This is a genomic window from Rhizobium sp. SRDI943 (assembly GCF_057653695.1).
This window is the reverse complement of record NZ_CM172787.1, coordinates 4,353,315-4,375,991: the sequence shown is the minus strand read 5'-3', so window position 1 is coordinate 4,375,991 and position 22,677 is coordinate 4,353,315. Positions and strand designations below refer to the sequence as shown.

Below are 22,677 nucleotides of genomic sequence, written 5' to 3'. Positions count from 1 at the left end.
CGCGGCGATCTGGCCTATACGAGGTGCTGCATAGCCTCGTATCACGCATGCCGTTCTCTCCAAAAAGCCCCGCATGATTTCAGGTAAAACACGCTAATTTGCGTATATTCGAACCTTGTCACGAATTAATTCATTGCGGGCGATGAAATCGGCCGCTTTTCACCTATTCTTAACCACGAGGGTCAATAGACAATAGAATATGCAGTCCGGTCGGCGTTTTGCGAGCATGTATGTTCGGGAGGCTTGGCGGCGCGCCTTGCGCCGCGTCGCGTTGCTGCGCCTGAAGCTCTTTCGCCATTCGATCAAGGTGCCCGAGCGTCTGATCGTGGCGCCGACCGATCTCCGTAGCATCGATCCGCATGTGGCCGACGAAATCCTCAACGGACGGTTTCTCCTGGCCGGGCGCATGCTGGAAACGAACGGAAAGTCGCCCTTCACCTTCACCCTGCCCTCACGACCCTTTGCGACCCGTCTTCACAGCTTCGGCTGGCTGCGGCATATGCGCGCGAACAAGACGGAGCGCAACTCGGCTGCCGCCCGCGCGATCGTCGACAGCTGGCTTTCCATCCATGCCGGTCGCATGGAGGGGATTGCCTGGGAGACCGACGTCACCGCCCAACGCGTTATCGCCTGGCTGTCGCATTCGCCGGTGGTGCTGCAGAACGCCGACCGCGGCTTCTATCGCCGTTTCATGAAGTCGCTGGCGTTCCAGGTGAGGTTCCTGCGCCGCATGGCGCCGTTTACCCTCGGCGGCTTGGAGCTGTTTCGGTTGCGTATCGCGCTCGCCATGGCTTCCGTCGCCATGCCGACCCGCGCCTCTACGCTCAGAAGGGCGGCGCAGGCGCTCGACCGCGAATTCGATAGCCAGATTCTGCCGGATGGCGGCCATGTGTCGCGCAATCCGCGCGTCGGGCTGGAATTGCTGCTCGATCTGCTGCCGCTCCGGCAGACCTATGTCAATCTCGGCCATGACCTGCCGCAGAAGCTGATCTCCGGCATAGACCGCATCTATCCGGCATTGCGGTTCTTTCGCCATCAGGACGGGGACCTGGCGCTCTTCAACGGGGCGACCTCGACGCTCGCAAACGAGCTGATGTCGGTGCTGCGGTATGACGAGACCGCCGGCCAGCCGTTCAAGGCTTTGCCGCATTCGCGCTATCAGCGGCTTTCCGGGGGAAAGACGGTGATCATTGCCGATACCGGCACGCCGCCTTCTGGAGGCGCGCTTCGGACCGTCCATGCCGGCAGCCTCTCCTTCGAGATGTCGTCCGGACGCCATCGATTCATCGTCAATTCCGGTTCGCCGAAATTTGCCGGGCACCGTTATGTCCAGATGGCGCGCACGACGGCGGCGCATTCGACCGTCATCCTCAACGACACCTCGTCCAGCCGTTTTTCGCCCTCGCCCTTCCTTAACCACGCAATCACCGAACCGGTGAGGACAATCACCGTCGAGCGTGCCGAAACCGAGGACGGACGCGACGGCATCAAGCTCAGCCATGACGGTTATCTCAGGGTGTTCGGGGTGCTGCACGAGCGTGAGCTGACACTCAATGCCGCAGGCTCGATCGTGACCGGCCGCGACCGGCTTGTCGTCCGCGAAGGATATGAGCATGACGAACCGTTGAAGGCGGTCGCCCGTTTTCATATCCATCCTTCGATCGTCCTGCATCAGAGTGATGGCGAGTCCGTGCTGCTGACGGCGCCTGATGGCGAAAGCTGGCTGTTTTCCGCCCCTGGCAATGAAGTGCTGATCGCCGAGGACATCTTTTTTGCCGACAGCTCCGGCATCTGCGGTTCGGACCAGATCGAGATCGATTTCGATCTTGCCGAGAAGACGGAAATCCGCTGGTTTTTGTCCCGCAAAACCTAAAGGCGAATGGTTTTGGGCGAGTGGCCCGAGAATGGGATCGCATCCACATCAAGGGAGTAGAGTACGATGCCGTCCAAAAAAGGCTCGTGCTTTCGACATCTGCTCTGAGGCCTGTTTGCGCGGCGGCAAACCTGTGCTAACGCGACGCCAGCATGCGAACATCCCTTGCGGATGTCCTCCCGAAGCCCGAACGGAGAAGGTTTCATGGCCGTCATTTCCAAGAAGATCCCCGCCCCCGACAAGGTCGAAATCAAGACCGCGCTCATCTCCGTCTTCGACAAGACCGGGATCGTCGACCTCGCCCACGCCTTGTCTGCCAGAGGTGTGCGCCTGCTCTCGACCGGCGGCACCTATAAAGCGATCGCTGCGGCCGGTCTTGCCGTCACCGATGTCTCCGAAATCACCGGTTTTCCGGAGATCATGGACGGGCGTGTGAAGACGTTGCATCCGACGGTGCATGGCGGCCTGCTGGCGATCCGTGACGACAGCGAACACCAGGAAGCGATGAAACAACACGGCATCGAGGGCATCGACCTCGCCGTCATCAACCTCTATCCCTTTGAAGAGGTGCGCGCCGCCGGCGGCGACTATCCGACGACGGTCGAGAATATCGACATCGGCGGTCCGGCGATGATCCGCGCATCGGCCAAGAACCATGCCTATGTCACGACACTGACCGATCCGGCCGATTATGCCGAGCTGCTGGAGCAGCTTTCCGCAGATGACGGCAACACTGCCTATACCTTCCGCCAGCGTATGGCTGCCAAGGCCTATGCCCGCACCGCCGCCTATGATGCAATGATCTCCAACTGGTTTGCTGAGGCGCTGTCGATCGACACGCCGCGCCACCGGGTCATCGGCGGCGCGCTGAAGGAAGAGATGCGCTACGGCGAAAACCCGCACCAGAAGGCTGCCTTCTACGTGACCGGCGAGAAGCGTCCGGGTGTTTCGACGGCCGCTCTTCTCCAGGGTAAGCAGCTCTCCTACAACAACATCAACGATACGGATGCCGCCTACGAACTCGTCGCCGAGTTCCTGCCGGAGAAGGCGCCGGCCTGCGCCATCATCAAGCACGCCAATCCCTGCGGTGTCGCCACCGGATCGAGCCTGGTCGAGGCCTATCGGCGGGCGCTCGCCTGCGATTCCGTTTCCGCCTTCGGCGGCATCATCGCGCTGAACCAGACGCTGGATGCCGAAACGGCCGAAGAGATCGTCAAGCTCTTCACCGAAGTGATCATCGCGCCGGATGTCACGGAGGAGGCAAAGGCGATCGTCGCCCGCAAACCGAACCTGCGGCTGTTGTCTGCCGGCGGCCTTCCCGATCCGCGTGCCGCGGGCCTGACGGCAAAGACCGTTTCCGGCGGCCTGCTCGTCCAGAGCCGCGACAACGGCATGGTCGAGGATCTGGAACTCAAGGTCGTCACCAGGCGCGCGCCGACGGCGCAGGAACTGGAAGATATGAAGTTTGCCTTCAAGGTCGGCAAACATGTGAAGTCGAACGCCGTGGTCTATGCCAAGGACGGCCAGACGGCCGGCATCGGCGCCGGCCAGATGAGCCGGGTCGATTCCGCCCGTATCGCCGCGCTGAAGGCCGAAGAGGCTGCCAAGGCGCTCGGCCTCGCAGTGCCGATGACGCACGGCTCGGCGGTCGCCTCCGAGGCCTTCTTGCCTTTTGCCGACGGTCTTCTGTCGATGATCGCCGCGGGGGCGACGGCGGTTATCCAGCCGGGCGGTTCGATGCGCGACCAGGAGGTCATCGATGCCGCTAACGAACACGGCGTCGCAATGGTCTTTACCGGCATGCGCCATTTCCGGCACTGAATGAGGATTGGGCGCGGTCACACGCTCATCTCCGGTTTGATCGGGCTCGTTCCTATGCCCGGGCGGCCGGATAGGGTGTACGGAACAAGAGCACCAGTCCGCCGGCAAGAAAGAGGATCAGCGTTGCCATCCCGAGCCGCGGTGATCCGCTCATATAAGTCACCAGAGAGAAGAGCAGCGTCGCCATGAAACTGGTGGCGCGGCCCGAAAGCGCGTAGATGCCGAAGTAGCGGCCGGCTTCCTCCGGGCTGACGCTGCGGGCGAGATAGGAGCGCGACGAGGCCTGCACCGGCCCGAAGGCGAGCCCGATCAGCAAACCATAGAGGATATAGGCCTTTTCCGCGGCAGTACCGAAAAGGCCGCCGGAATCGGCCGTCGGCAGTGGCATCAGTCCGAATAGGGTGTAACCCGGTCCTGTCGAGATGATGCCGATGGTGGCGAGAAGCAGCATGGTGAGGCTGATGACGACGGTCACCTTCGAACCGACGCTCTTGTCGACGCGGCCGGCGATCAGGCAGCCGAAGATCGCGACAACATTCAGGATGATGCCGTAGATACCGATCTCGATCGTCGCCCAGCCGAACATGCCGGCCGCGAAGATACCGCCAAGGATCAGCAGGCCGTTGACGCCGTCCTGATAAATCATGCGGGCGATGAGGAATGTCAGGATGCCGCGGCGTTCTCTGAGTTCGCCAAGCGTGTTTCTGAGTTCCCGCAAGCCGGAGCGGACGGCGGTGCCGAAGGGAAGACCCCTGCCGACATCCGGCGTAAAGAAGAACATCGGCAGGATGAAGATCAGATACCAGACGGCCGAGATCGGCCCGGTGATGCGTGCATCCTGACCGGTCTCAGGATCGAGGCCGAATAGCGGATCGAGACCGAGGATGGTCTTGCCGGTCTCGGGGCTCGCCGCCAAAAGCGTCACGACGGCAATGAGCACAATGATGCCGCCGAGGTAACCGAGCCCCCAGGCGGTGTTGGAAAGCTTGCCGACTTCGTGCTTGCTGACCAGGCGCGGCATCATCGAATCATTGAAGACGATCGAAAACTCGGCCGAGATCGAGGCGAGGATCATGAAAATGACGGGATAGACAATAGGCGAACCGGGTGCGGCAAACCACAGGCAGGAGAGGCTGGCGATCTTGATGATCGCGAAGAAGCCGATCCAAGGTTTGCGTGCGCCGGACTGGTCGGCGATCGAACCGAGAACGGGTGAGAGCAGGGCGATGATCACAGAGGAGATCGTCGCCATGTTGCTCCACGTCGTCTGCGCGGAAACCGGGTCATCGGTCAGGCGGGAAACGAAATAGGGGCCGAATATAAAGGTTGTGACCACGGTAAAGAAGGGCTGTGCTGCCCAGTCGAAGAACATCCACCCCCAGATGCCCTTCTCCGTGGCCTTCGGCGGTTGCGTTCCTGTCCAGTCAATGCGATTCAACATCCGCTCCTTGTTTTGACGCGGACTGTCTCACCTCGCCCGGTCGCGCGCAAGATCGGTCAGGATACCTGCAGCAACGGTAATACGCGCGAGATTGGGATCGCCGCCGTCGCTGAGGCTTGAAAGCTCCTCGAGGATGCGGTTGATGCGGATGCGATCCTGCGCATGCCAGGCTTGAACGGGAAGCTTCTCCTTGCCGTGATCGGAAAGGGCCGAGATGACGATGTCGCGCCTTGCGCTGGCGATTTGGTCGATGCTGCGGGCAAGCGCCAGATTCTCGTAATGGTCTGAGGTGAGGATCCGCCCGCCCGCCGCCAGCAGCCTGCCGATACGGAAGGTCTGCGACACGGCGATGTAGTTCTCGGCGGCGCGCACCAGCGGTTCACCAGTGCGTTCTGCGATCTGCATGATCTCCGGCACCAGTGCGAAGATCGGGAGGCTGGCGATCTCGGCCGCAAGTTTTTCGGGCAGGCCCGCCTGGCTGTACTCCGCCTGGCGCACGGCGACCTCGCCGGCCACCTGTCCGGCGAAGGCGGTTTTCAGCTTCTTCAGGGCCGCCTGCAGCCGGCTAATCACTTCCGCCATATCGGCCTTGGTCATGCCCGTCTTCAGCAGCAGGCGCGTCAGCACGACAAAGCTGTGGCCGATCTCCTCGTAGATGCGGTTCTGCATCTCGCCTGCTATCTTGCCGTCCAGGGCGTCCGTCTCGGCCCAGAGGCGGGGCAGGTCGAAACCGTCGCGGGCAACGATTGCGGCGCGCACCACTTCCGGTGCCGAAGCTGCCGTCGCGTCCATCATGGCGACGGTGAAGCTTGGTCCGCCACGGTTGATCGCTTCGTTGGCAAGCACGGTCGCGACGATTTCGCGCTTCAGGCGGTGGCTGGTGATATCGCCGGCATTCGACTTCTGCATCTTCACAGGGAAATAATTCAAAAGCGTGGCGATGAAGTAGGGATCGTCCGGCAGATCGCTTGCGGCCAGCGCGTCGAAGAGTACGATCTTGGCATAGGATACCAGCACGCCGATTTCCGGCCGCGTCAGCGGCTTGCCGGCTGTATAGCGTTCGGCCAGGGTCTGGTCGTCCGGCAGCGTCTCGACTTTGCGGTTCAGCTGGCCGGCGCCCTCAAGCACAGTCATGAAGCGGCCAAGCTGCAGACCGTTTGCTGTGCCCTTGCGTTCTGTCAGTGAGATCGCCAGCGACTGCAGGTAGTTGTTGCGCAGCACCAAGGTCGCCACTTCGCCGGTCATCGAAGAAAGAAGCTGGTCGCGTTTTGCGCGTGTCAGGCGCCCGTCATGCATGGCGGCTGCCAACGCGATCTTGATGTTGACCTCGACGTCCGAGGTGTTGACGCCGGCCGAGTTGTCGATGGCGTCGGAGTTGCAGCGCCCACCTTTCAGACCGTAGGCGATTCGGCCTTTCTGAGTAACACCGAGGTTTGCGCCCTCGCCGATCACCTTGGCGCGCACCTCTGTCGCCGCGACGCGAATCGGGTCGTTGGCGCGGTCGCCGACTTCGGCATCGGTTTCCGACGGCGCTTTCACATAGGTGCCGATGCCGCCGAACCAGAGCAGGTCGACCGGGCTCTTCAGGATCGCCGTCATGATCTCGAAGGGCGTGGCCACGGCCTTGTCGATGCCGATAGCGGCAACCGCTTCCGGCGTCAGCGTCACCGATTTCGCTGCGCGCGAAATGATCATTGCACCCTTCGACAGTACGCTCTTGTCGAAATCCTGCCAGCTTGAACGCGGCAGGTCGAAGAGCCGCTGGCGCTCAGCCAGCGTCTTTTCCATATCGGGGTCGGGATCGATGATGATGTCGCGGTGATCGAAGGCGGCAATGAGTCGGATCTTCGCAGAGAGCAGCATGCCGTTGCCGAAGACGTCGCCCGACATGTCGCCGACGCCGGCGACGGTGAAAGGCGTCGTCTGGATGTCGATGTCCATCTCGCGGAAATGGCGTTTTGCGGTTTCCCAGGCGCCGCGGGCGGTGATGCCCATCTTCTTGTGGTCGTAACCGGCTGAGCCGCCGGAGGCAAAGGCGTCGTCCAGCCAGAAGCCAGCTTCCTGCGCCAGTGCATTGGCGGTATCGGAGAAGGTCGCGGTGCCCTTGTCGGCGGCGACAACGAAATAGGGATCGTCACCGTCGAGCCTGACCGTATCCTTCGGCGGCACGATATCGGCGCCTACTATATTGTCGGTGATCGAAAGCAGCGTGCGGATATAGGTCTTGTAGGCCTCGCGGCCGGCATTGAAGATCTCGTCGCGGCTGCCGCCGATGGGGAGCTTCTTCGGATAGAAGCCACCCTTGGCGCCGACCGGCACGATGACCGCGTTCTTGACCTGCTGCGCCTTGACGAGGCCGAGCACCTCAGTGCGGTAATCCTCGGCGCGATCCGACCAGCGCAGGCCACCGCGCGCCACCTTGCCGAAGCGCAGGTGCACGCCTTCCACCTCGACGCCATAGACGAACATCTCGCGGAAGGGTTTCGGCTGCGGCAGCCCGTCGACCAGATGCGGATCAAGCTTGAAGGCCAGCATCGCTTTCGGCAAACCATCCGGGTTCTTCTGGAAATAATTGGTGCGCAGCGTCGCATCGACGATGTTGACGTAGCGGCGCAGGATACGGTCGTCGTCGAGGCTCGGCACGTCGGCAAGCTCGGCCTCGATCGCCTGGTGCAGTTCGGCAAGCTTCTTGACGCGGATCTTCTCCGAAAGCCTGGTGTCGAGCGTGTCATGGAAGAGACGAAAGATAGTGGCGGCGACACCGGGATATTTGTCGAGCGTCGTCGCGATATAATCCTGCGAATAGGCGATGCCGGCCTGGCGGAGATAACGCGCGTAGGCGCGCAGCACGTTCGTCTCGCGCGCCGAGAGCCCGGCCGAAAGGATCAGCCGGTTGAAGCTGTCATTGTCGATCGTGCCGGCGAAGGCGGCGACGAAGCCTTCCTCGAGGGCGGCGCCGTAACGCTGCAGATCGATCTCACCGCCATTGCGGGCCTCGAGCTCCATGTCGTGCAGCACGACGAGTTTCTTTTCTCCATCGGCGGCCGGCACCCCGATGTCGAAAGTGCGTTCACTGACGACGTTGAAGCCGAGATTCTCGAGAAGCGGCACGCGGCGCGACAGCGCCAGCTGACCGCCGGCGTGGAAGATCTTCAAGGAAAGGGTGCGGCCCTGTTCTTCCTGCCGATGGTAGAACTGGATGCGCAGTGGTTCGCCGGCGGCGCAGGCACCGATATCGGCGAGGTCAGCCACGGTTTCCTCCGGAGTGAAGGAATCCTGGAAGGCTTGGTCGACGGATATCTTCGGCGCCTTGGCGCCTGCCAGCGCCTCGAAACGGTCGTCCCAGCGGGCGGTGATTTCGCGGATCACCTGCTCGAGCTTTGCCTGCGGAATGCGTGGCGTCTTGCCGCCCGAGCGGCCGATGATGAAATGCACGCGCGCCACGCCGCCTTCCGGGAAAGCCGGATAATAGGCCGAGACACGGCCGTCATAGACAGTCTTCAGATAGGTGCCGATCCGTTCGCGGACGATCGAGTCATACTCCTCGCGCGGCACGTAGATGATCACCGAGACGAAGCGGTCGAAATGGTCGATGCGCGGCAGGACGCGGACGCGCGGCCGATCGGCCAAGTCGTTGATCTGTTCGGCGAAACTTGCAAGCAGCGTCGTGTCGATCTGGAAAAGGTCGTCGCGCGGATAGGATTCCAGCGTGTTGTCGAGCATGCGGCCGGAATGGCTCATCGGGTCGAAGCCGAAATGTTCTTTCACCTTCTCGATCTTGGAGCGCAGCAGCGGGATTTCCGAGGCGAGCGAGGTATAGGCGGTCGAGGTGAAAAGGCCGACGATGCGCAGTTCGCCGGTGACGTTGCCCTCCGCGTCGAAGCGCTTGACGCCGACATAATCCATATAGGCCCGGCGATGGACGATCGATTTCACGTTCGCCTTGGTGACGATCAGGAAGTCCGGGCCGTCGAGGAAGGCAAGGATTTCAGGTGTCGTCGTCACGGCGTCCTTGCCGGTGCGCAGCACCAGAACATCGGGATTGGAGAGGATGCCGAGGCCAGCACCCTTGTCGCGTTCGACCCTGGCATCGGTCCCCTTGCCGGAATAGACGTATTCACGCATGCCGAGGAACGTGAAATTCTCATCGCGCAGCCAGGTCAGGAAAGCGACGGCTTCGTCGCGATCGGCCTTCTTCCGGCTGGCGCCATTGGCCGCAAGCTCTGCAATCACTCCGTCGATCTTGGAAAGCATCGGCTTCCAGTCGGAAACCGACAGGCGGACCTGTTCGAGGACTTTTTCGATACGTTTCACGAGATCGGCGGCCTGGGCGGAATTGAGCGGCGCGACATGAAGCTGGATATGGCTGACGCGGTTGACCGGATCGCTTGGGTGATCGGCGGAATAGTGCGCCGGCGCCTTGCCCTTTTCCATGATCAGGATGGGATGCACGGCCATGAACAGGTCGCGATAGGTGCTCGTGACTTCGCCCATGACCGATTCAAACAGAAAAGGCATGTTCTGGTCGGTGACTGAAAGCACCGAAACCGCGATGCCACCGGGCGTTACATCGGCAATGGTGTCGATGCTGACGCGAGGCGCCTTGCCGTTCCAGGCGTCGAGTTCCTTTGCCGAATGCACGGCGGAGAGTGCCAGCATTTCCGGCGTGTAGAGCTCGAGATCGTCATTGCTTGCCCGGCCGAAGAGAATTTCCGGATCGAGATGCGCCTCACCCGTCGCTTTGGCGATCTTGCGCGCGCTTTCGACCTGCTTTTCCCGTTTCGGATTGTTTCTGGCAGCCATGGATCGCCTCCCTCAATGTCTGATTTTTCGCAAGCTAGCAGAAGATTCCTCGAAAAAATCTCTAAAAGAGCGGTCCGAAGAGATGTTTTGGTGATTTTTGATGCTTGAAACGAGAGATTTTTAGAGATTTTCCGCTCTCGTCGCCATTCGAAAGGGAAGCCCGTCTGTGGTTCTTTTCGTTCTGCCGCACATTTCCATGCTCGCATGAAGAATGGTTGACAGCGTGGCGTCAAAAAGATCATCAACGGCGATCGTCATTCGGATATCGAGTATCATGTCGGAAAATGCAGCGGGCGCAGTCATCGTCATTTCCAGCCATGTTGTGCGTGGCTCGGTCGGAAACCGGGCAGCCGTCTTTGCTTTGGAGACGCTCGGTCATCCGGTCTGGGCCATGCCGACCATCGTGCTTCCCTGGCATCCCGGCCACGGCCGCTCGACGCGACTGACTTTTGCGGAAGCGGATTTCGACGCGGCGATCGACGACCTGATCCGCGCACCCTGGATCGGCGAAGTCAAGGCGGTGCTTTCGGGCTATTTCGGCAATGCTGCCCAGGCGCGCTCCGTCGCCCGGCTGATCGGTGCGCTCCGGCAAAACAATCCCGAGCTGCTGTATGTCTGCGATCCCGTCATGGGCGATCTCGGCGGCCTTTATGTGCCGGAAGCGACTGCAGAGGCCATTCGCGATCATCTTATTCCGCTTGCCTCGCTCGCGACGCCGAACCGGTACGAGCTCGCATGGCTTTCGGGGGCGGCGCTGGAAGACAACAGCACGATCATGGAGGCGGCGCTCGCGCTCGGACCATCGCGCATGCTCGTCACTTCAGCCGTTCCGATGATGGCAGGCGGTACCGGCAATCTTTATCTTTCCGGTCGCCACGCGCTTCTTGCCGAGCACCGTGTCGTCGAAAACCCGCCGAATGGTCTAGGCGACCTACTTGCCGCCGTCTTCCTGTCGCGCCTGCTTTCCGGGCTCGAGGACGAAAAGGCGCTGCAACTTGCCACGGCCAGCGTCTTCGAGGTGCTTGCGCGGGCCGTCAAGCGCGGCAGCAACGAGTTGATGCTGGCGAGCGATGCTTCCAGCCTTTCGACGCCGATGGCCATGGTGCAGATGCGCCGGCTCGTGCACCCGGCGCAGCGACGGAAAAAGTGACCCATCTGCCAATATGTTCATTTTGCGGTGCAGCAGTTGATCTTGTCGTCCGCGCGCGCTAATCCAGAAGCATGCAGCGTTTTCCAAACCCTCTTCTGGACGGCTATCGCAACTTCATGAACGGGCGCTATTCCGACGCCCGCGACAGGTATCGGCAGCTTGCCGAAAATGGTCAAAGTCCCCATACGCTTGTCATTGCCTGTTCGGATTCTCGCGCGGCACCGGAGCTGATCTTCGATGCCGGCCCGGGCGAGCTCTTCGTCATTCGCAACGTTGCCAACATGGTCCCGCCCTACGAGCCGGATGGCCATTTTCATTCGACGTCGGCCGCACTCGAATTTGCCGTGCAGGTGCTGAAGGTCTCGGATATCGTCGTGATGGGTCACGGCCGCTGCGGCGGCATCCGTTCAGCGCTCGATCCGAATGCCGAGCCATTGTCGCCCGGCGATTTCATCGGCCGCTGGATGTCGCTGGTCAAACCTGCCGCCGAGCAGATCCAGAGCAACGACGTGATGACGGCCGCCGAGCGGCAGACGGCGCTGGAGCGTGTCTCCATCCGCAATTCGATCAACAATCTCAGAAGCTTTCCCGACATCAAGGCGCTCGAGGAAGCGGGAAACCTGCATCTCCACGGCGCCTGGTTCGACATTTCGACTGGTGAACTCTGGGTCATGGACGCCGAGACACGCGACTTCATTCGTCCCGAAATCTAGGGACATGCCGGTTTATCAGTTTTTTAAGGATTGTTGTTAAGCTCGCCGTCAATTGGTCGCGCACGACCGACGTTTTGATCACCGTGGCGATTGGCGATGAAGTTCGAAACCATTAAAAAGGTTATCCTGGCCGCCATCATGCTGCCCTTCGTCTTCATGCTCATTGAAGGCGTCGTCGTCATACGTTCTTCGGTCAATCATTACTGGAACCTCGAAAAGGACCGGCAGTTCGCCGATGTGCTTGCCCGTGGCGGGTCGATCGCCGCCACGGAGATTCTGACTGAAATTGGCGCCACCCGCCGCTACCTCGCAGATCCCAGCGACATGACTGCTATCGACATGCAGCAAAGCCGGGTGACGCTCGATCGCGAACGCCGCGCTTTTTATGCCAGCCTGCCCTCCCGCGAGGCGCTCGACGAGGGGCTCGTCGGCGAATTATCGATTCTCAGCCTTGCCTACAGCCGTATCGTCGCGGCGCGCAGCGCCGTCGACCAGGGCCGTTATGCCGGCAGCGATCCCGGTTCCATTTACTGGTATGCGGCTCTCAAGCAGCTTGCCGTCGTCGATGCGCTTTCACCGCTGATCAGCGATCCGGTGCTGCTTGAGAAATCCAACCAGCTGATGGGCATCCTGCTGACCTATTACGGCGAAAGGCTGATCACCGGGATCGGCACCCGTTATCTCAACCAGGGGGTTTCCGCCAGATTGCCGGTCGAGCTCTTCGTGCAGGGCAAGGTCATGCTCGGCGAGGGCATGGATCACATGGTTTTCCATTCCTCCGCGCCGGTCGTGCGCAACATCGTCGCTTATCTTGGCAGCGCCAGCCAGGTAAAGGCGAATGCGATCACCGATGCCATTCTCGCCGGAGCGCGGCCGACACGCGCGGTGCATGACGTCTGGGCCGCCGCGCAGAGCGAGCGCATGAGCTTCCTGCAGCAGAGGATGATCGAGGCCGCACAGGATATTCACGAGACCGGCGAAAACCTGTCGACGCGCTCGCACATACACCTGACGCGGATCCTGGCGCTGTGTGCCGGCCTGCTGATTCTCGCCACATTGGTGCTGCTGCTGGCGGCAAAGGGCCTTCGCCTGATCGACCGACTGACCCAGGATCGGGAGACGCTGGTCGGCGAGCTGCGCAGCGCCGCCCAGACCGATCTTCTGACCGGGCTTTACAACAGGCGCGGCTTCGAGGTCGCCGCATCCGCACTTCTCACACAGGCCGAGCACGGATCACGCTGGATTTCCGTCGTGCTCTTCGACCTCGATCATTTCAAGAAGATCAACGACGTTCACGGGCATGACGCCGGCGATGCTGTGCTCCGGCATGTCGCGGGCGTCGCGCGTAAGAATTTTCGTTCCTTCGATCTGCTGGTGCGCCATGGCGGCGAGGAGTTCCTGGCGCTTCTGCCGGATTCGACGCCTGACGATGCTGCAATCGTTGCCGAGCGTGTGCGGCTGGCGATCGAGGCGGCGGAAATCCCCCTGCCGAGCGGCGATGTTCTCAAGGTGACGGCAAGTTTCGGATGCGCCGGACGGGCAAATGAAGCCACCAACCGGAACTTCGAGGATCTGGTCAAACGCGCCGACCTGGCGCTTTACGCCGCCAAGGCCTCCGGCCGCAACTGCGTCGTCTCGGGACCGACCCTGCCGGCCCCGGCCCAGGAGGAGCGACGCAAGGCGGTGTCGGGCGGTGGCTTTGATTCCCGCATATGAAAAACGCCGCATATCGCAGCGGCGTTTTGGCGTATTCAGTCGAGCTTATTTGCCGTCGATCTGCTGACCGATATAGGCGATCGCCTGCTGGTAGACGCTGGCGGCGTTCCAGCCCTGGATGGCGACGAAATTCGGCTCTCCCGGCTGATAGCCGGCGCCGGCGCGCCAGCCGTGGCCCTTGAGGAAATTCGCCGTTGAGGCCAGTGCATCGGCGCGGGAACCGACCATGTCGACGCGGCCGTCGCCGTCGCCGTCGGCGCCGAAGCGCACGACATTACGCGGCAGAAACTGCGTCTGGCCGATTTCACCATGGGCAGCGCCCTTGGCCTGTGGGCTCAGATAACCCTCGGAGACGAGCTGGAGTGCTGCATAGAGCTGGTCGGTGAAATAGTCCGAGCGACGGCAGTCATAGGCAAGGGTCGAAACAGCCGATAGCGTATGCTGGTTGCCCATATAGCTGCCGAAACCGGTCTCCATGCCCCAGATGGCAACCAGCGGGCCGGCCGGAACGCCGAAACGGCGCTCGATCGAGGCAAAAAGCGCCTTATTGGCTGCCTTCATGCTGCGGCCGCGGGAGATGACCGTGGCACCGCCGCGCTTCTGCATGAAAGCGTCGAAGGAGAGCTTGAAGCTCTTCTGGCCGCGGTCGGCGGCGATCGTCGGTTTGTTGTAATTGACGTTGGCGAAGGCGCGGTCGAGGACCGAGCGGCTGACGCCGTTTGCCGCCGCTTCCTGCTTGAAGTCGGCGACCCATGCACCGAAACCGCTGCTATTATTGCCGCATTGAGCGCCCTGGGCCGCTGCCGGCAACGCGTGGAGGACGCCCGCCGCCGTAAACGCCGCCAGAAAAAATGTTGTCATGCGCATGAGAAACCCCGCTCCGGTCTGCTGAAGCGCGCCGCGGCCGATCGGGGCCATGCGACGCGCTCAAAGTCTTCATTCTGTTCATGTCGCTGTCCCGAACCGCTGCACGGTTTTGGACGGCATGCTTTGGCTTGATGCCGGGCAGAATGCCAGCCGAAGGCGATCTTGTCACGGTCACCTTTTTCAGCAAGCGCTTATGGACAAGAAGCGTCCATAATTCGGCAAAAAGCCCGGCCTTCATCATCAGCAGGGCTTTAGCATATTATGGTTTACAAATGGTATCAGGCAGCCTGCTTGCGCGGCTTGACGAGACCACGATTGACGAGCAGCTCGGCGATCTGGATGGCGTTCAACGCAGCGCCCTTGCGCAGATTGTCGGAGACCACCCAGATGTTGAGGCCGTTTTCGACCGTCGCATCCTCACGGATGCGCGAGATGTAGGTCGCATCCTCGCCAGCCGATTCATAAGGCGTGATGTAGCCGCCATCCTCGCGCTTGTCGATGACGAGGCAGCCCGGTGCATCGCGCAGGATGTCGCGGGCCTGGTCGGCGGTGATCTCGTTTTCGAATTCGATGTTGACCGATTCCGAATGACCGATGAAAACCGGCACGCGCACCGCGGTGCAGGTCACCTTGATCTTCGGGTCGAGCATCTTCTTCGTCTCGGCCAGCACCTTCCACTCTTCCTTGGTGTAGCCGTCCTCCATGAAGACGTCGATGTGCGGGATGACATTAAAGGCAATACGCTTGGTGAACTTCTTGTTCTCGATCGGATCGGCGACGAAGACGGCGCGCGTCTGATTGAAGAGCTCGTCCATACCGTCCTTGCCGGCGCCGGAGACCGACTGGTAGGTCGAGATGACGACGCGCTTGATCTTGGCAAAGTCGTGCAGCGGCTTCAACGCCACCACCAGCTGGGCGGTCGAGCAATTCGGATTGGCGATGATGTTGCGCTTGGTGAACTGGCTGATAGCATCCGGGTTCACTTCCGGCACGATCAGCGGCACGTCGGCGTCGTAGCGCCAGGCCGAGGAATTGTCGATGACGATGCAGCCCTGCTGGCCGATCTTCGGCGAGAACTTCTTGGAGACCTCGCCGCCGGCCGACATCAGGCAGATGTCGGTATCGGAGAAATCGTAATTCTCCAGATTGGAAACCTTCAGCGTCCGGTCACCGTAGGAAACCTCGGTGCCCTGCGAACGCGAGGAGGCGAGTGCCACGACCTCATCGGCGGGGAAGCCTCGCTCGGAGAGGATATTGAGCATCTCCCGGCCAACATTTCCGGTCGCTCCCGCAACTGCTACTTTGAAACCCATTTCTCAAGCTCTCTTTCTCTTCTCTCCTCTTGTCCGGTGAGGGGAAAGGCGCGATTAATCGCGTCTTCCTGTCCCCAGCCGAGCCGGGGAGAGAGCGGCAGGCCAGAGACGTCAGACGGTTTTCGTCGTCGTTTTGGCCTTGGTTTTGGCAGAAACCGGAACGGCAATGTCCACCCCGGCAACCCGTGCCCGGTCATTGCATTCGGCAATGGCGTGTTCGTCGCGAACCATGGAGATTCCTTTTCCGAAGTTGCTCTTAGAAGGTTTTCCACAGGAGTCAAGGTTTTTGCGCTCAGAGCCGGCAGGCGAAGCGGCGGCCGCAATGCTGCGACGTTTTGTCATGCCGCTGTCATCCTCGGGGGGTATCCCGGCGCGGTTGTTAATGTCTGCAACGAAAACGGGGGTTTTCCATGCGTACGCTTCTTGCCGTCTTTGCGGCCACCATCATCCTTGCGGGCGCCGCTCAGGCGACGACGGTCTATCCGCTTGATCGCGCGACGATCCTTGCCGGTTCGCCGTTCGATTTCAAGGTCGAGCTCAACAAGCAGGTCAAGCCCGAAGACGTGAAGATCACGGTCAATGGCCAGGACTACAAGACCGTGCTTGGGGGCGAGGCGCAGTTCGTCGAACTGGAAAAGGGCAAGGACGACAAGGCTCTCGGCTCCGCTATCCTGCTGCGCGGCCTGAAGATTTCGGCTCCGGGCGACTACAAGATCGAAGTCGCTGCCGGCGACGAAACGAAGTCCGTCACCTGGAAAGTTTACGAAACAGCCGCCCAGCCGAAGGCCAAGAACATCATCTTCCTGCTGGGTGACGGGCTTTCCGTTGCGCATCGCACCGCTGCCCGCATCATGTCCAAGGGCATGACCGAAGGTAAGGCGAATGGCCGCCTGAATATGGACGATCTCGAGCGTATGGCTTTTATCGGCACGTCGGCGACGAATGCCGTCGATACGGACTCAGCCAACACCATGTCGGCCTACATGACGGGTCACAAGACGGCCGTCAACGCGATCGGCGTTTACGCGGACCGTACGCCGGCCTCCCTCGATGATCCGCGTGTTGAAACCTTCGCAGAAGCCGTTCGCCGCCTGACCAAGAAGTCGATCGGTATCGTTGCAACGGCCGAGGTCGAAGACGCCACGCCGGCTGCGGTCGTTGCTCACACCCGCAACCGCAACGACAAGGCCGACGTCGTCGGCATGCTGCTTGACGTCAAGCCGGAAGTCCTCCTTGGCGGCGGCTCGGCCTATTTCCTCGGCAAGGAAGTCGCCGGTTCCAAGCGCAAGGACAATCAGGACTACATCAAGCAGTTTCAGGATGCCGGCTATAAGCTTGCCACCGACAAGAACGAGCTCGCAGCCAATGCATCGGCTGAAGGCAATCTCCTCGGTCTCTTCCACACCGGCAATATGGACGTCACGCTTGATCGCGAGTTCCTGAAGAAGGGCACCGTCGACAAGTTCCCGAACCAGCCGGGCCTCGTCGCCATGACCAAGGTTGCGCTCGACCGCCTCTCGAAGAATCCTGATGGCTTCTTCTTGATGGTCGAAGGCTCCTCGATCGACAAAATGTCCCATCCGCTCGATTGGGATCGTGCCGTCTACGAAACCATCGAATTCGACCAGGCCATCGGCGTTGCCCGCGAATTCCAGAAGGCCCATCCGGAGACGCTGATCGTCGTCACCGGCGACCATACGCACGGCGTATCCATCATCGGTACTGTCGATGATGAAAAGCCGGGCACGGACATGCGCGAAAAGGTCGGGACCTATGCCGAAGCCGGCTTCCCGAACTACAAGGACGAAAACGGCGACGGCTATCCCGATAAGGTCGACGTCAGCCGCCGCCTGTTCCTGAGTGCCAACAATGGCCCCGATCACTACGAGACCTTCCGTCCGAAGCTCGATGGTCCGTTCGTTCCGGCTGTCCAGAACGAAAAGAAGGAATATGTCGCCAACGAGCAGTATAAGGATGTTCCCGGCGCGGTCTTCGTTCAGGGCAATATTCCGAAGAGCGGCGATAGTGGCGTCCACGCCGTCGATGACGTCGTTCTGCAATCGGCTGGTCCGGGCGCCGAAGGCTTCCATGGTTACATGGAACAGAGCGACGTCTATCGCGTGCTCGCCGACACCTTCGCTCTCGGCGCCGAGCAGACGAACTGATCTGCCGATCCGGCCAGGCCTGTTGCCGGCCTGGCCTCTTTTATCGATCAAGTCCCGGCCGTTCAGCGGCCGGGATTTCATTCTTGGAGATCGCCATGGAAAAGCTCCCTTCGCTGTATCTCAGCCGCCGCGGCCTGATCGGCACCATCGGCACGCTGGCCTTGGCCGCTGTTGCGCGCCCGAGTTCTGCTGCGGATTCCTTGATCAGCTTCGATGAACTTTACGGCAAGTTCGGCGTGCTCGGCCTCGAATTCTCCGACAAGGTGAAGCGCCTTGCCGGCGAAGGGATCAGCATGAAAGGTTTCATGGCGCCGCCATTGAAAGCCGAGGCCCAGTTCTTCGTGCTCACCGAGGTGCCGATGTCGCTCTGCCCCTTCTGTTCCTCGGATGCGGACTGGCCGGACAATATCGTCGTCGTCTATCTCGGCGAGAAGCAGACCTTCGTGCAGTCGCGCCAGACGATCGAAGTGCGTGGGACGCTTGAATACGGTTCGTGGACGGATCCGGAGACAGGCTTCGTCAGCCTGCTGCGGATCCGCCAGGCCGAATATTCCGTCGTCTAAACCGATATGCTCGCTCTCGATATCGAAAACCTGACCGTTGCCTTCCCGGGCCTGTCCTCGCCGGCACTGGCGATCGGCCGCCTGTCGATCGATGCCGGCAGCAGGGTCGCCATTACAGGCGCGTCCGGCTCCGGAAAGAGCACCTTCGTCAATATTGTTGCCGGGCTGGAGCGGACACGGCAAGGCCGCATCCGCTGGAACGGCGAGGATATCGCGGGTTTTTCAGAAAGCCGGCGCGACCGGTTCCGTGCCGCCAATATCGGCCTGGTCATGCAGGAGTTTCATCTCTTTGCCGGCCTGTCGGCGCTGGAGAACGTACTCCTGCCGGCGCGGCTTGCCGGCGCTGCCACGGCTGATGTCATCGAGCGGGCGCATGCGCTTTTGAGCACGGTCGGTCTTTCCCGCCCCGGCCAGAAAATCGAAACCATGTCGCGCGGCGAGATGCAGCGCGTGGCGATCGGCCGAGCACTGCTGCGCAAGCCCGGCGTCATCATCGCCGACGAGCCGACCGCAAGCCTCGATGCCCAAAGCGGCGAGGCGGTCGGCGATCTCATCCTCGATCTGGCCATTGCCGAAGGCAGCACGCTGATCGTCATTTCACACGACCACCGCTTGGCCAGCCGCCTCGACCGGCGCATCACCTTCGGTTCCGGCCGGATCCGCGAAGATTCCGCGGCAACGGCGGGAGAAGCTGCATGATCCGCTTCATCCTTTCCGATCTTCGTCGCCTCTGGGTGGGATCGCTGGTGGTCGTGCTGCTGGTGGCGCTTGCGACCGCGCTTGGCGTTTCTGTCGTCCTGCAGGAGCGGGCGCTTCGTCTCGGCAGCGCACGCGCTGCCGACAAGTTCGATCTTGTCATCGGCGCCGGCGGCAGCGAGACGCAGCTCGTGCTGTCCTCCGTCTTCCTGCAGCCCTCGCCTTTGCCGCTGATGCCAGGCGAGGTGCTGGGCAAGCTTGCCGCGGATCCACGGGTCGATTGGGCAGCTCCGATCGGCTTTGGCGATTCCTTCTCCGGCTATCCGATCGTCGGCACGACGACCATGCTGGCGCAGAACCTGTCCGGCGGCTTGGCCGAAGGCGAGATTTTCTCACACGAGGGCGAAGCCGTGATCGGCGCGGCCGTCAAGCTGTCGCTCGGCGGCGAGATCAAGCCGATGCACGGGTCGCTGGAAGAGGGCGGAGAGACCCATACAGAGCTTGTCTATCATATCGCCGGCCGCTTGCGGCCGACCGGCACCGCCTGGGACCGGGCGATTCTCGTTCCCATCCAGGCCGTCTGGCACATCCATGGCATGGAGGCGGAGGAACATGCGGAAGACGGTGAGCACGAGCATGAAGCGGCGTCCGGAACGGATAACGCTGAACCTGCTCATGCGCCTGAGAAAGCCGGCGCTGACCACGATGGGCATGAGCATCACGGCGAGGCCGATCCGGATGCCGCGCTCGATGAGAGCTGGACTGCGGGCGCTCCAGGCCTTCCCGCCATTCTGGTCAAGCCGAAGACGATTGCCGATGCCTACAAGCTGCGGCAGGACTATCGTAGCGGCAATACCGTCGCCGTTTTTCCCGGCGAGGTGCTGACCAATCTCTACGCCACGCTCGGCGACGCCAAACAGATCCTCGTCGCGGTCGCCTCCGGCGCGCAGGCTCTCGTCGCAGCCTCGCTGGTGCTGGTAACGGTCATCCATATCGGCCAGCGCCGTCGGCAGATCGGCGCGCTGAGGGCCTTCGGCGCCCCGCGCGGGGCGATTTTCGGCATCGTCTGGCTAGAATTCTTCTTCCTGATGGCGGTCGGCATCGCCCTCGGATTCGTACTCGGTTATGCCGCGGCTCTCATCTTGTCCGGCATGTTTTCGCAAACGAGCGGGGTCGCGATGCCGGTCGGCTTCGCCCGTGAAGACGCCTGGCTTGCGGCAGTGCTGCTTGCCTTTGCCACAATTCTCGCTGCGCTGCCGGCAGTGCTCGCCTATCGGCAATCGCCGGCGCAGGCGCTGAGAGCGTAACGGGTCCACATCACAAACCGCGTGAAACCTGCTTCGAAAGCTCCGGCAGCGCAATCCTCGCGGGCGGCGGCGGGCCTGATACGCATGAGAACCGCGCGTCATTCTTAGACTAAAGTCATAATCCGAAAGCCTCTCTCTTTTTGATCTGTCGTTTCTGGCACACTCCCGTCAGGCGTGTCGCGGCCAGGGGTATGCTTTGAGGAGAGTAGGTCGCGCGCGTGATCATCACTCTGTGGAGGACAGACAATGGCAAATGTCGCAAGCATCGACGGCGCAAAGGCCGGTCCGATGACCGGTGAGGAGAAGAAGGTCATCTTCGCCTCTTCGCTCGGCACCGTTTTCGAATGGTACGATTTCTATCTCTATGGTTCGCTCGCCACCTATATCGGCGCGACCTATTTCACCCAATATCCCGAGGCAACGCGTAACATCTTCACGTTGCTCGCCTTTGCCGCCGGCTTCCTGGTGCGCCCCTTCGGCGCGCTGGTATTCGGCCGTCTCGGCGATCTCGTCGGCCGTAAATACACCTTCCTGATGACGATCATGATCATGGGTCTGTCGACCTTCCTCGTCGGCATCCTGCCGGGTGCCGCCACGATCGGTATCGCAGCCCCGATCATCCTGATCGCGCTCCGTCTGCTCCAGGGTCTGGCGCTGGGCGGTGAATATGGCGGCGCGGCAACCTATGTCGCCGAACATGCGCCGAACGGGCGCCGCGGCTACTTCACCTCGTGGATCCAGACGACGGCAACGCTCGGCCTGTTCCTGTCGCTGATCGTCATCGTCCTGGTTCAATATCTGATGGGTGCGGCTCAGTTTGCCGCCTGGGGCTGGCGCATTCCGTTCCTGGTCTCGGTCGTCCTGCTCGGCATTTCCGTCTGGATCCGCCTGAGGATGAACGAATCGCCGGCGTTCCAGCGGATGAAGGCAGAAGGCAAAGGCTCCAAGGCGCCGCTGACCGAGGCCTTCGGGACGTGGAAAAATGCCAAGATCGCGATCATCGCGCTGCTCGGCGCCACCATGGGCCAGGCGGTCGTCTGGTACGGCGGCCAGTTCTATGCGCTGTTCTTCCTGCAGAACGTGCTGAAGGTGGACCTGTTTTCGGCCAATGTCATGGTGGCCATCGCACTTCTCCTCGGCACGCCCTTCTTCGTCATCTTCGGCGGTCTCTCCGACAAGATTGGCCGCAAGCCGATCATCATGGCAGGCCTTTTCATTGCGGCGGTGACCTATAATCCGCTGTTCAAGGCGATGACCTGGACGGCGAACCCGGCGCTTGCCGAAGCGCAGGCTTCGATTCGGGCAACGGTGACGGCCGATCCGGCTGATTGCAGGTTCCAGTTCAACCCGACCGGGACGACGAAGTTCACCAGTTCCTGCGACGTGGCAACGGCGTTCCTGACCAGGAACTCGGTGCCTTACGACGTTGTGCCCGGAACCGCCGGACAGCCGGCAACGGTGAAGGTCGGCAACGCGACGATCCCAAGCTTCGACGTCGTCGCTGCCGGCGACAAGGCGAAGGGGATGACCGCCGCCTTCGAAAAGAGCGTCAACATCGCGCTCCACGATGCCGGCTATCCGCTGAACCGCGGCGCCGTCAAGGTGCCGGATGCCAAGCTCGACGCCTTCATCGCAGCCAATCCCGAACTGTCGCTCAACGCCGATGCCGTGCGCGCCGGCGAGAAGGAAACCGTGCCTGCGGCCAAGCTGGTCGAGACCAAGCTGCTGACCGCGGATGAGGCCAATGGCGTCACCGACATGACGGTCTACAGTATCGCCAATGGCGGCACCTTCGCCATGGTCGCCGATCCGGCTCGCGTTAACTGGATCGGCACGATCGCCGTGCTGTTCGTCCTTGTCTTCTATGTGACGATGGTCTACGGCCCGATCGCCGCTCTGCTGGTCGAGCTTTTCCCGACCCGCATCCGCTATACCGGTATGTCGCTGCCCTATCACATTGGCAACGGCTGGTTCGGCGGCCTGCTTCCGGCGACGGCCTTCGCGATGAGCGCTGCCGCGGGCGATATCTACTACGGTCTCTGGTACCCGATCGTCTTTGCGACGATCACGCTGGTGATCGGCTTGATCTTCCTGCCGGAAACGAAGAACAGGGATATCCACGCCATGGATTGAGCGGCGGATTGAGCCAATCCTTGCTTAGAAAAGGCCCGGCGCTCACAAGGCGCCGGGCTTTTGCATATTACAGCGCCGCGCGTCTTTTCGGACGCAAAGGACGCTGTAACATTTTG

General features: G+C 61.4%; 15 protein-coding genes. 10 read left to right on the top strand and 5 right to left on the bottom strand.

All coding sequences use genetic code 11. The annotated features are described in order from the left end of the window. Positions 1-199: 199 nt before the first annotated feature. Both AC245Y_RS21880 and purH read left to right on the top strand, forming a co-directional pair. The gene (locus AC245Y_RS21880) at positions 200-1,873 is read left to right on the top strand and encodes a heparinase II/III family protein (protein ID WP_026157520.1); all 1,674 of its coding nucleotides are present in this window, start codon (positions 200-202) and stop codon (positions 1,871-1,873) included. A gap of 204 nt (positions 1,874-2,077) precedes the next feature. Next, positions 2,078-3,694 (top strand): bifunctional phosphoribosylaminoimidazolecarboxamide formyltransferase/IMP cyclohydrolase, encoded by a 1,617-nt coding sequence (gene purH, locus AC245Y_RS21875; protein WP_017995573.1) that lies wholly within the window; start codon positions 2,078-2,080, stop codon positions 3,692-3,694. 52 nt (positions 3,695-3,746) lie between these two features. Here the strand turns inward: purH and AC245Y_RS21870 are convergent, their stop codons facing one another. Continuing rightward, on the bottom strand, positions 3,747-5,135 hold the full coding sequence (locus AC245Y_RS21870) for an MFS transporter (RefSeq protein ID WP_017995572.1): 1,389 nt from the start codon (positions 5,133-5,135) through the stop codon (positions 3,747-3,749). 27 nt (positions 5,136-5,162) lie between these two features. Beyond that, a complete protein-coding gene (locus AC245Y_RS21865; protein WP_017995571.1) occupies positions 5,163-9,938 on the bottom strand; it encodes an NAD-glutamate dehydrogenase in 4,776 nt (1,591 codons plus the stop codon). Positions 9,939-10,212: 274 nt separating this feature from the next. On the opposite strand from AC245Y_RS21865, the gene pdxY reads away from it, so the two are divergent. The 3 genes from pdxY to AC245Y_RS21850 all read left to right on the top strand — a co-directional run bounded on the left by pdxY (position 10,213) and on the right by AC245Y_RS21850 (position 13,517). After that, positions 10,213-11,088, top strand: a complete 876-nt coding sequence (pdxY, locus tag AC245Y_RS21860) for a pyridoxal kinase PdxY (protein ID WP_012759517.1) — start codon at positions 10,213-10,215, stop codon at positions 11,086-11,088. 71 nt (positions 11,089-11,159) lie between these two features. Then, entirely contained in the window at positions 11,160-11,801 is a 642-nt protein-coding gene (locus tag AC245Y_RS21855) for a carbonic anhydrase (RefSeq protein ID WP_012759516.1), read from the top strand. Positions 11,802-11,897: 96 nt separating this feature from the next. Then, entirely contained in the window at positions 11,898-13,517 is a 1,620-nt protein-coding gene (locus AC245Y_RS21850; RefSeq protein ID WP_012759515.1) for a GGDEF domain-containing protein, read from the top strand. A gap of 45 nt (positions 13,518-13,562) precedes the next feature. Here the strand turns inward: AC245Y_RS21850 and AC245Y_RS21845 are convergent, their stop codons facing one another. From AC245Y_RS21845 to AC245Y_RS21835, 3 genes are all read right to left on the bottom strand, one after another. Beyond that, complete coding sequence (locus AC245Y_RS21845; protein WP_026157519.1) at positions 13,563-14,384, bottom strand: lytic murein transglycosylase; 822 nt, start codon at positions 14,382-14,384, stop codon at positions 13,563-13,565. Between the two features lie 278 nt (positions 14,385-14,662). Further along, a complete protein-coding gene (locus AC245Y_RS21840; RefSeq protein WP_012759513.1) occupies positions 14,663-15,697 on the bottom strand; it encodes an aspartate-semialdehyde dehydrogenase in 1,035 nt (344 codons plus the stop codon). Between the two features lie 111 nt (positions 15,698-15,808). Beyond that, positions 15,809-16,039, bottom strand: a complete 231-nt coding sequence (locus AC245Y_RS21835) for a hypothetical protein (RefSeq protein ID WP_017995567.1) — start codon at positions 16,037-16,039, stop codon at positions 15,809-15,811. 68 nt (positions 16,040-16,107) lie between these two features. Between AC245Y_RS21835 and AC245Y_RS21830 the strand changes: the two genes are divergently transcribed. From AC245Y_RS21830 to AC245Y_RS21810, 5 genes are all read left to right on the top strand, one after another. Continuing rightward, positions 16,108-17,862 (top strand): alkaline phosphatase, encoded by a 1,755-nt coding sequence (locus AC245Y_RS21830; RefSeq protein WP_017995566.1) that lies wholly within the window; start codon positions 16,108-16,110, stop codon positions 17,860-17,862. Positions 17,863-17,957: 95 nt separating this feature from the next. Then, positions 17,958-18,425 (top strand): hypothetical protein, encoded by a 468-nt coding sequence (locus AC245Y_RS21825; protein ID WP_026157518.1) that lies wholly within the window; start codon positions 17,958-17,960, stop codon positions 18,423-18,425. Positions 18,426-18,431: 6 nt separating this feature from the next. After that, on the top strand, positions 18,432-19,124 hold the full coding sequence (locus tag AC245Y_RS21820) for an ABC transporter ATP-binding protein (protein WP_012759509.1): 693 nt from the start codon (positions 18,432-18,434) through the stop codon (positions 19,122-19,124). Continuing rightward, positions 19,121-20,428 carry an ABC transporter permease gene (locus tag AC245Y_RS21815; protein WP_017995564.1) on the top strand — a complete coding sequence of 436 codons (1,308 nt, stop codon included), beginning with the start codon at positions 19,121-19,123 and terminating at the stop codon, positions 20,426-20,428. Before AC245Y_RS21820 ends, AC245Y_RS21815 begins: the two co-directional genes overlap by 4 nt. 246 nt (positions 20,429-20,674) lie before the next feature. Continuing rightward, positions 20,675-22,561 carry an MFS transporter gene (locus AC245Y_RS21810; protein ID WP_017995563.1) on the top strand — a complete coding sequence of 629 codons (1,887 nt, stop codon included), beginning with the start codon at positions 20,675-20,677 and terminating at the stop codon, positions 22,559-22,561. Positions 22,562-22,677 lie beyond the last annotated feature (116 nt).

Bases quoted from the DNA above. Each gene is read 5' to 3' on its own strand.
- AC245Y_RS21880 (WP_026157520.1), top strand. From the start codon at position 200: ATGCAGTCCGGTCGGCGTTTTGCGAGCATGTATGTTCGGGAGGCTTGG.
- purH (WP_017995573.1), top strand. From the start codon at position 2,078: ATGGCCGTCATTTCCAAGAAGATCCCCGCCCCCGACAAGGTCGAAATC.
- AC245Y_RS21870 (WP_017995572.1), bottom strand. From the start codon at position 5,135: ATGTTGAATCGCATTGACTGGACAGGAACGCAACCGCCGAAGGCCACG.
- AC245Y_RS21865 (WP_017995571.1), bottom strand. From the start codon at position 9,938: ATGGCTGCCAGAAACAATCCGAAACGGGAAAAGCAGGTCGAAAGCGCG.
- pdxY (WP_012759517.1), top strand. From the start codon at position 10,213: ATGTCGGAAAATGCAGCGGGCGCAGTCATCGTCATTTCCAGCCATGTT.
- AC245Y_RS21855 (WP_012759516.1), top strand. From the start codon at position 11,160: ATGCAGCGTTTTCCAAACCCTCTTCTGGACGGCTATCGCAACTTCATG.
- AC245Y_RS21850 (WP_012759515.1), top strand. From the start codon at position 11,898: ATGAAGTTCGAAACCATTAAAAAGGTTATCCTGGCCGCCATCATGCTG.
- AC245Y_RS21845 (WP_026157519.1), bottom strand. From the start codon at position 14,384: ATGCGCATGACAACATTTTTTCTGGCGGCGTTTACGGCGGCGGGCGTC.
- AC245Y_RS21840 (WP_012759513.1), bottom strand. From the start codon at position 15,697: ATGGGTTTCAAAGTAGCAGTTGCGGGAGCGACCGGAAATGTTGGCCGG.
- AC245Y_RS21835 (WP_017995567.1), bottom strand. From the start codon at position 16,039: ATGACAAAACGTCGCAGCATTGCGGCCGCCGCTTCGCCTGCCGGCTCT.
- AC245Y_RS21830 (WP_017995566.1), top strand. From the start codon at position 16,108: ATGCGTACGCTTCTTGCCGTCTTTGCGGCCACCATCATCCTTGCGGGC.
- AC245Y_RS21825 (WP_026157518.1), top strand. From the start codon at position 17,958: ATGGAAAAGCTCCCTTCGCTGTATCTCAGCCGCCGCGGCCTGATCGGC.
- AC245Y_RS21820 (WP_012759509.1), top strand. From the start codon at position 18,432: ATGCTCGCTCTCGATATCGAAAACCTGACCGTTGCCTTCCCGGGCCTG.
- AC245Y_RS21815 (WP_017995564.1), top strand. From the start codon at position 19,121: ATGATCCGCTTCATCCTTTCCGATCTTCGTCGCCTCTGGGTGGGATCG.
- AC245Y_RS21810 (WP_017995563.1), top strand. From the start codon at position 20,675: ATGGCAAATGTCGCAAGCATCGACGGCGCAAAGGCCGGTCCGATGACC.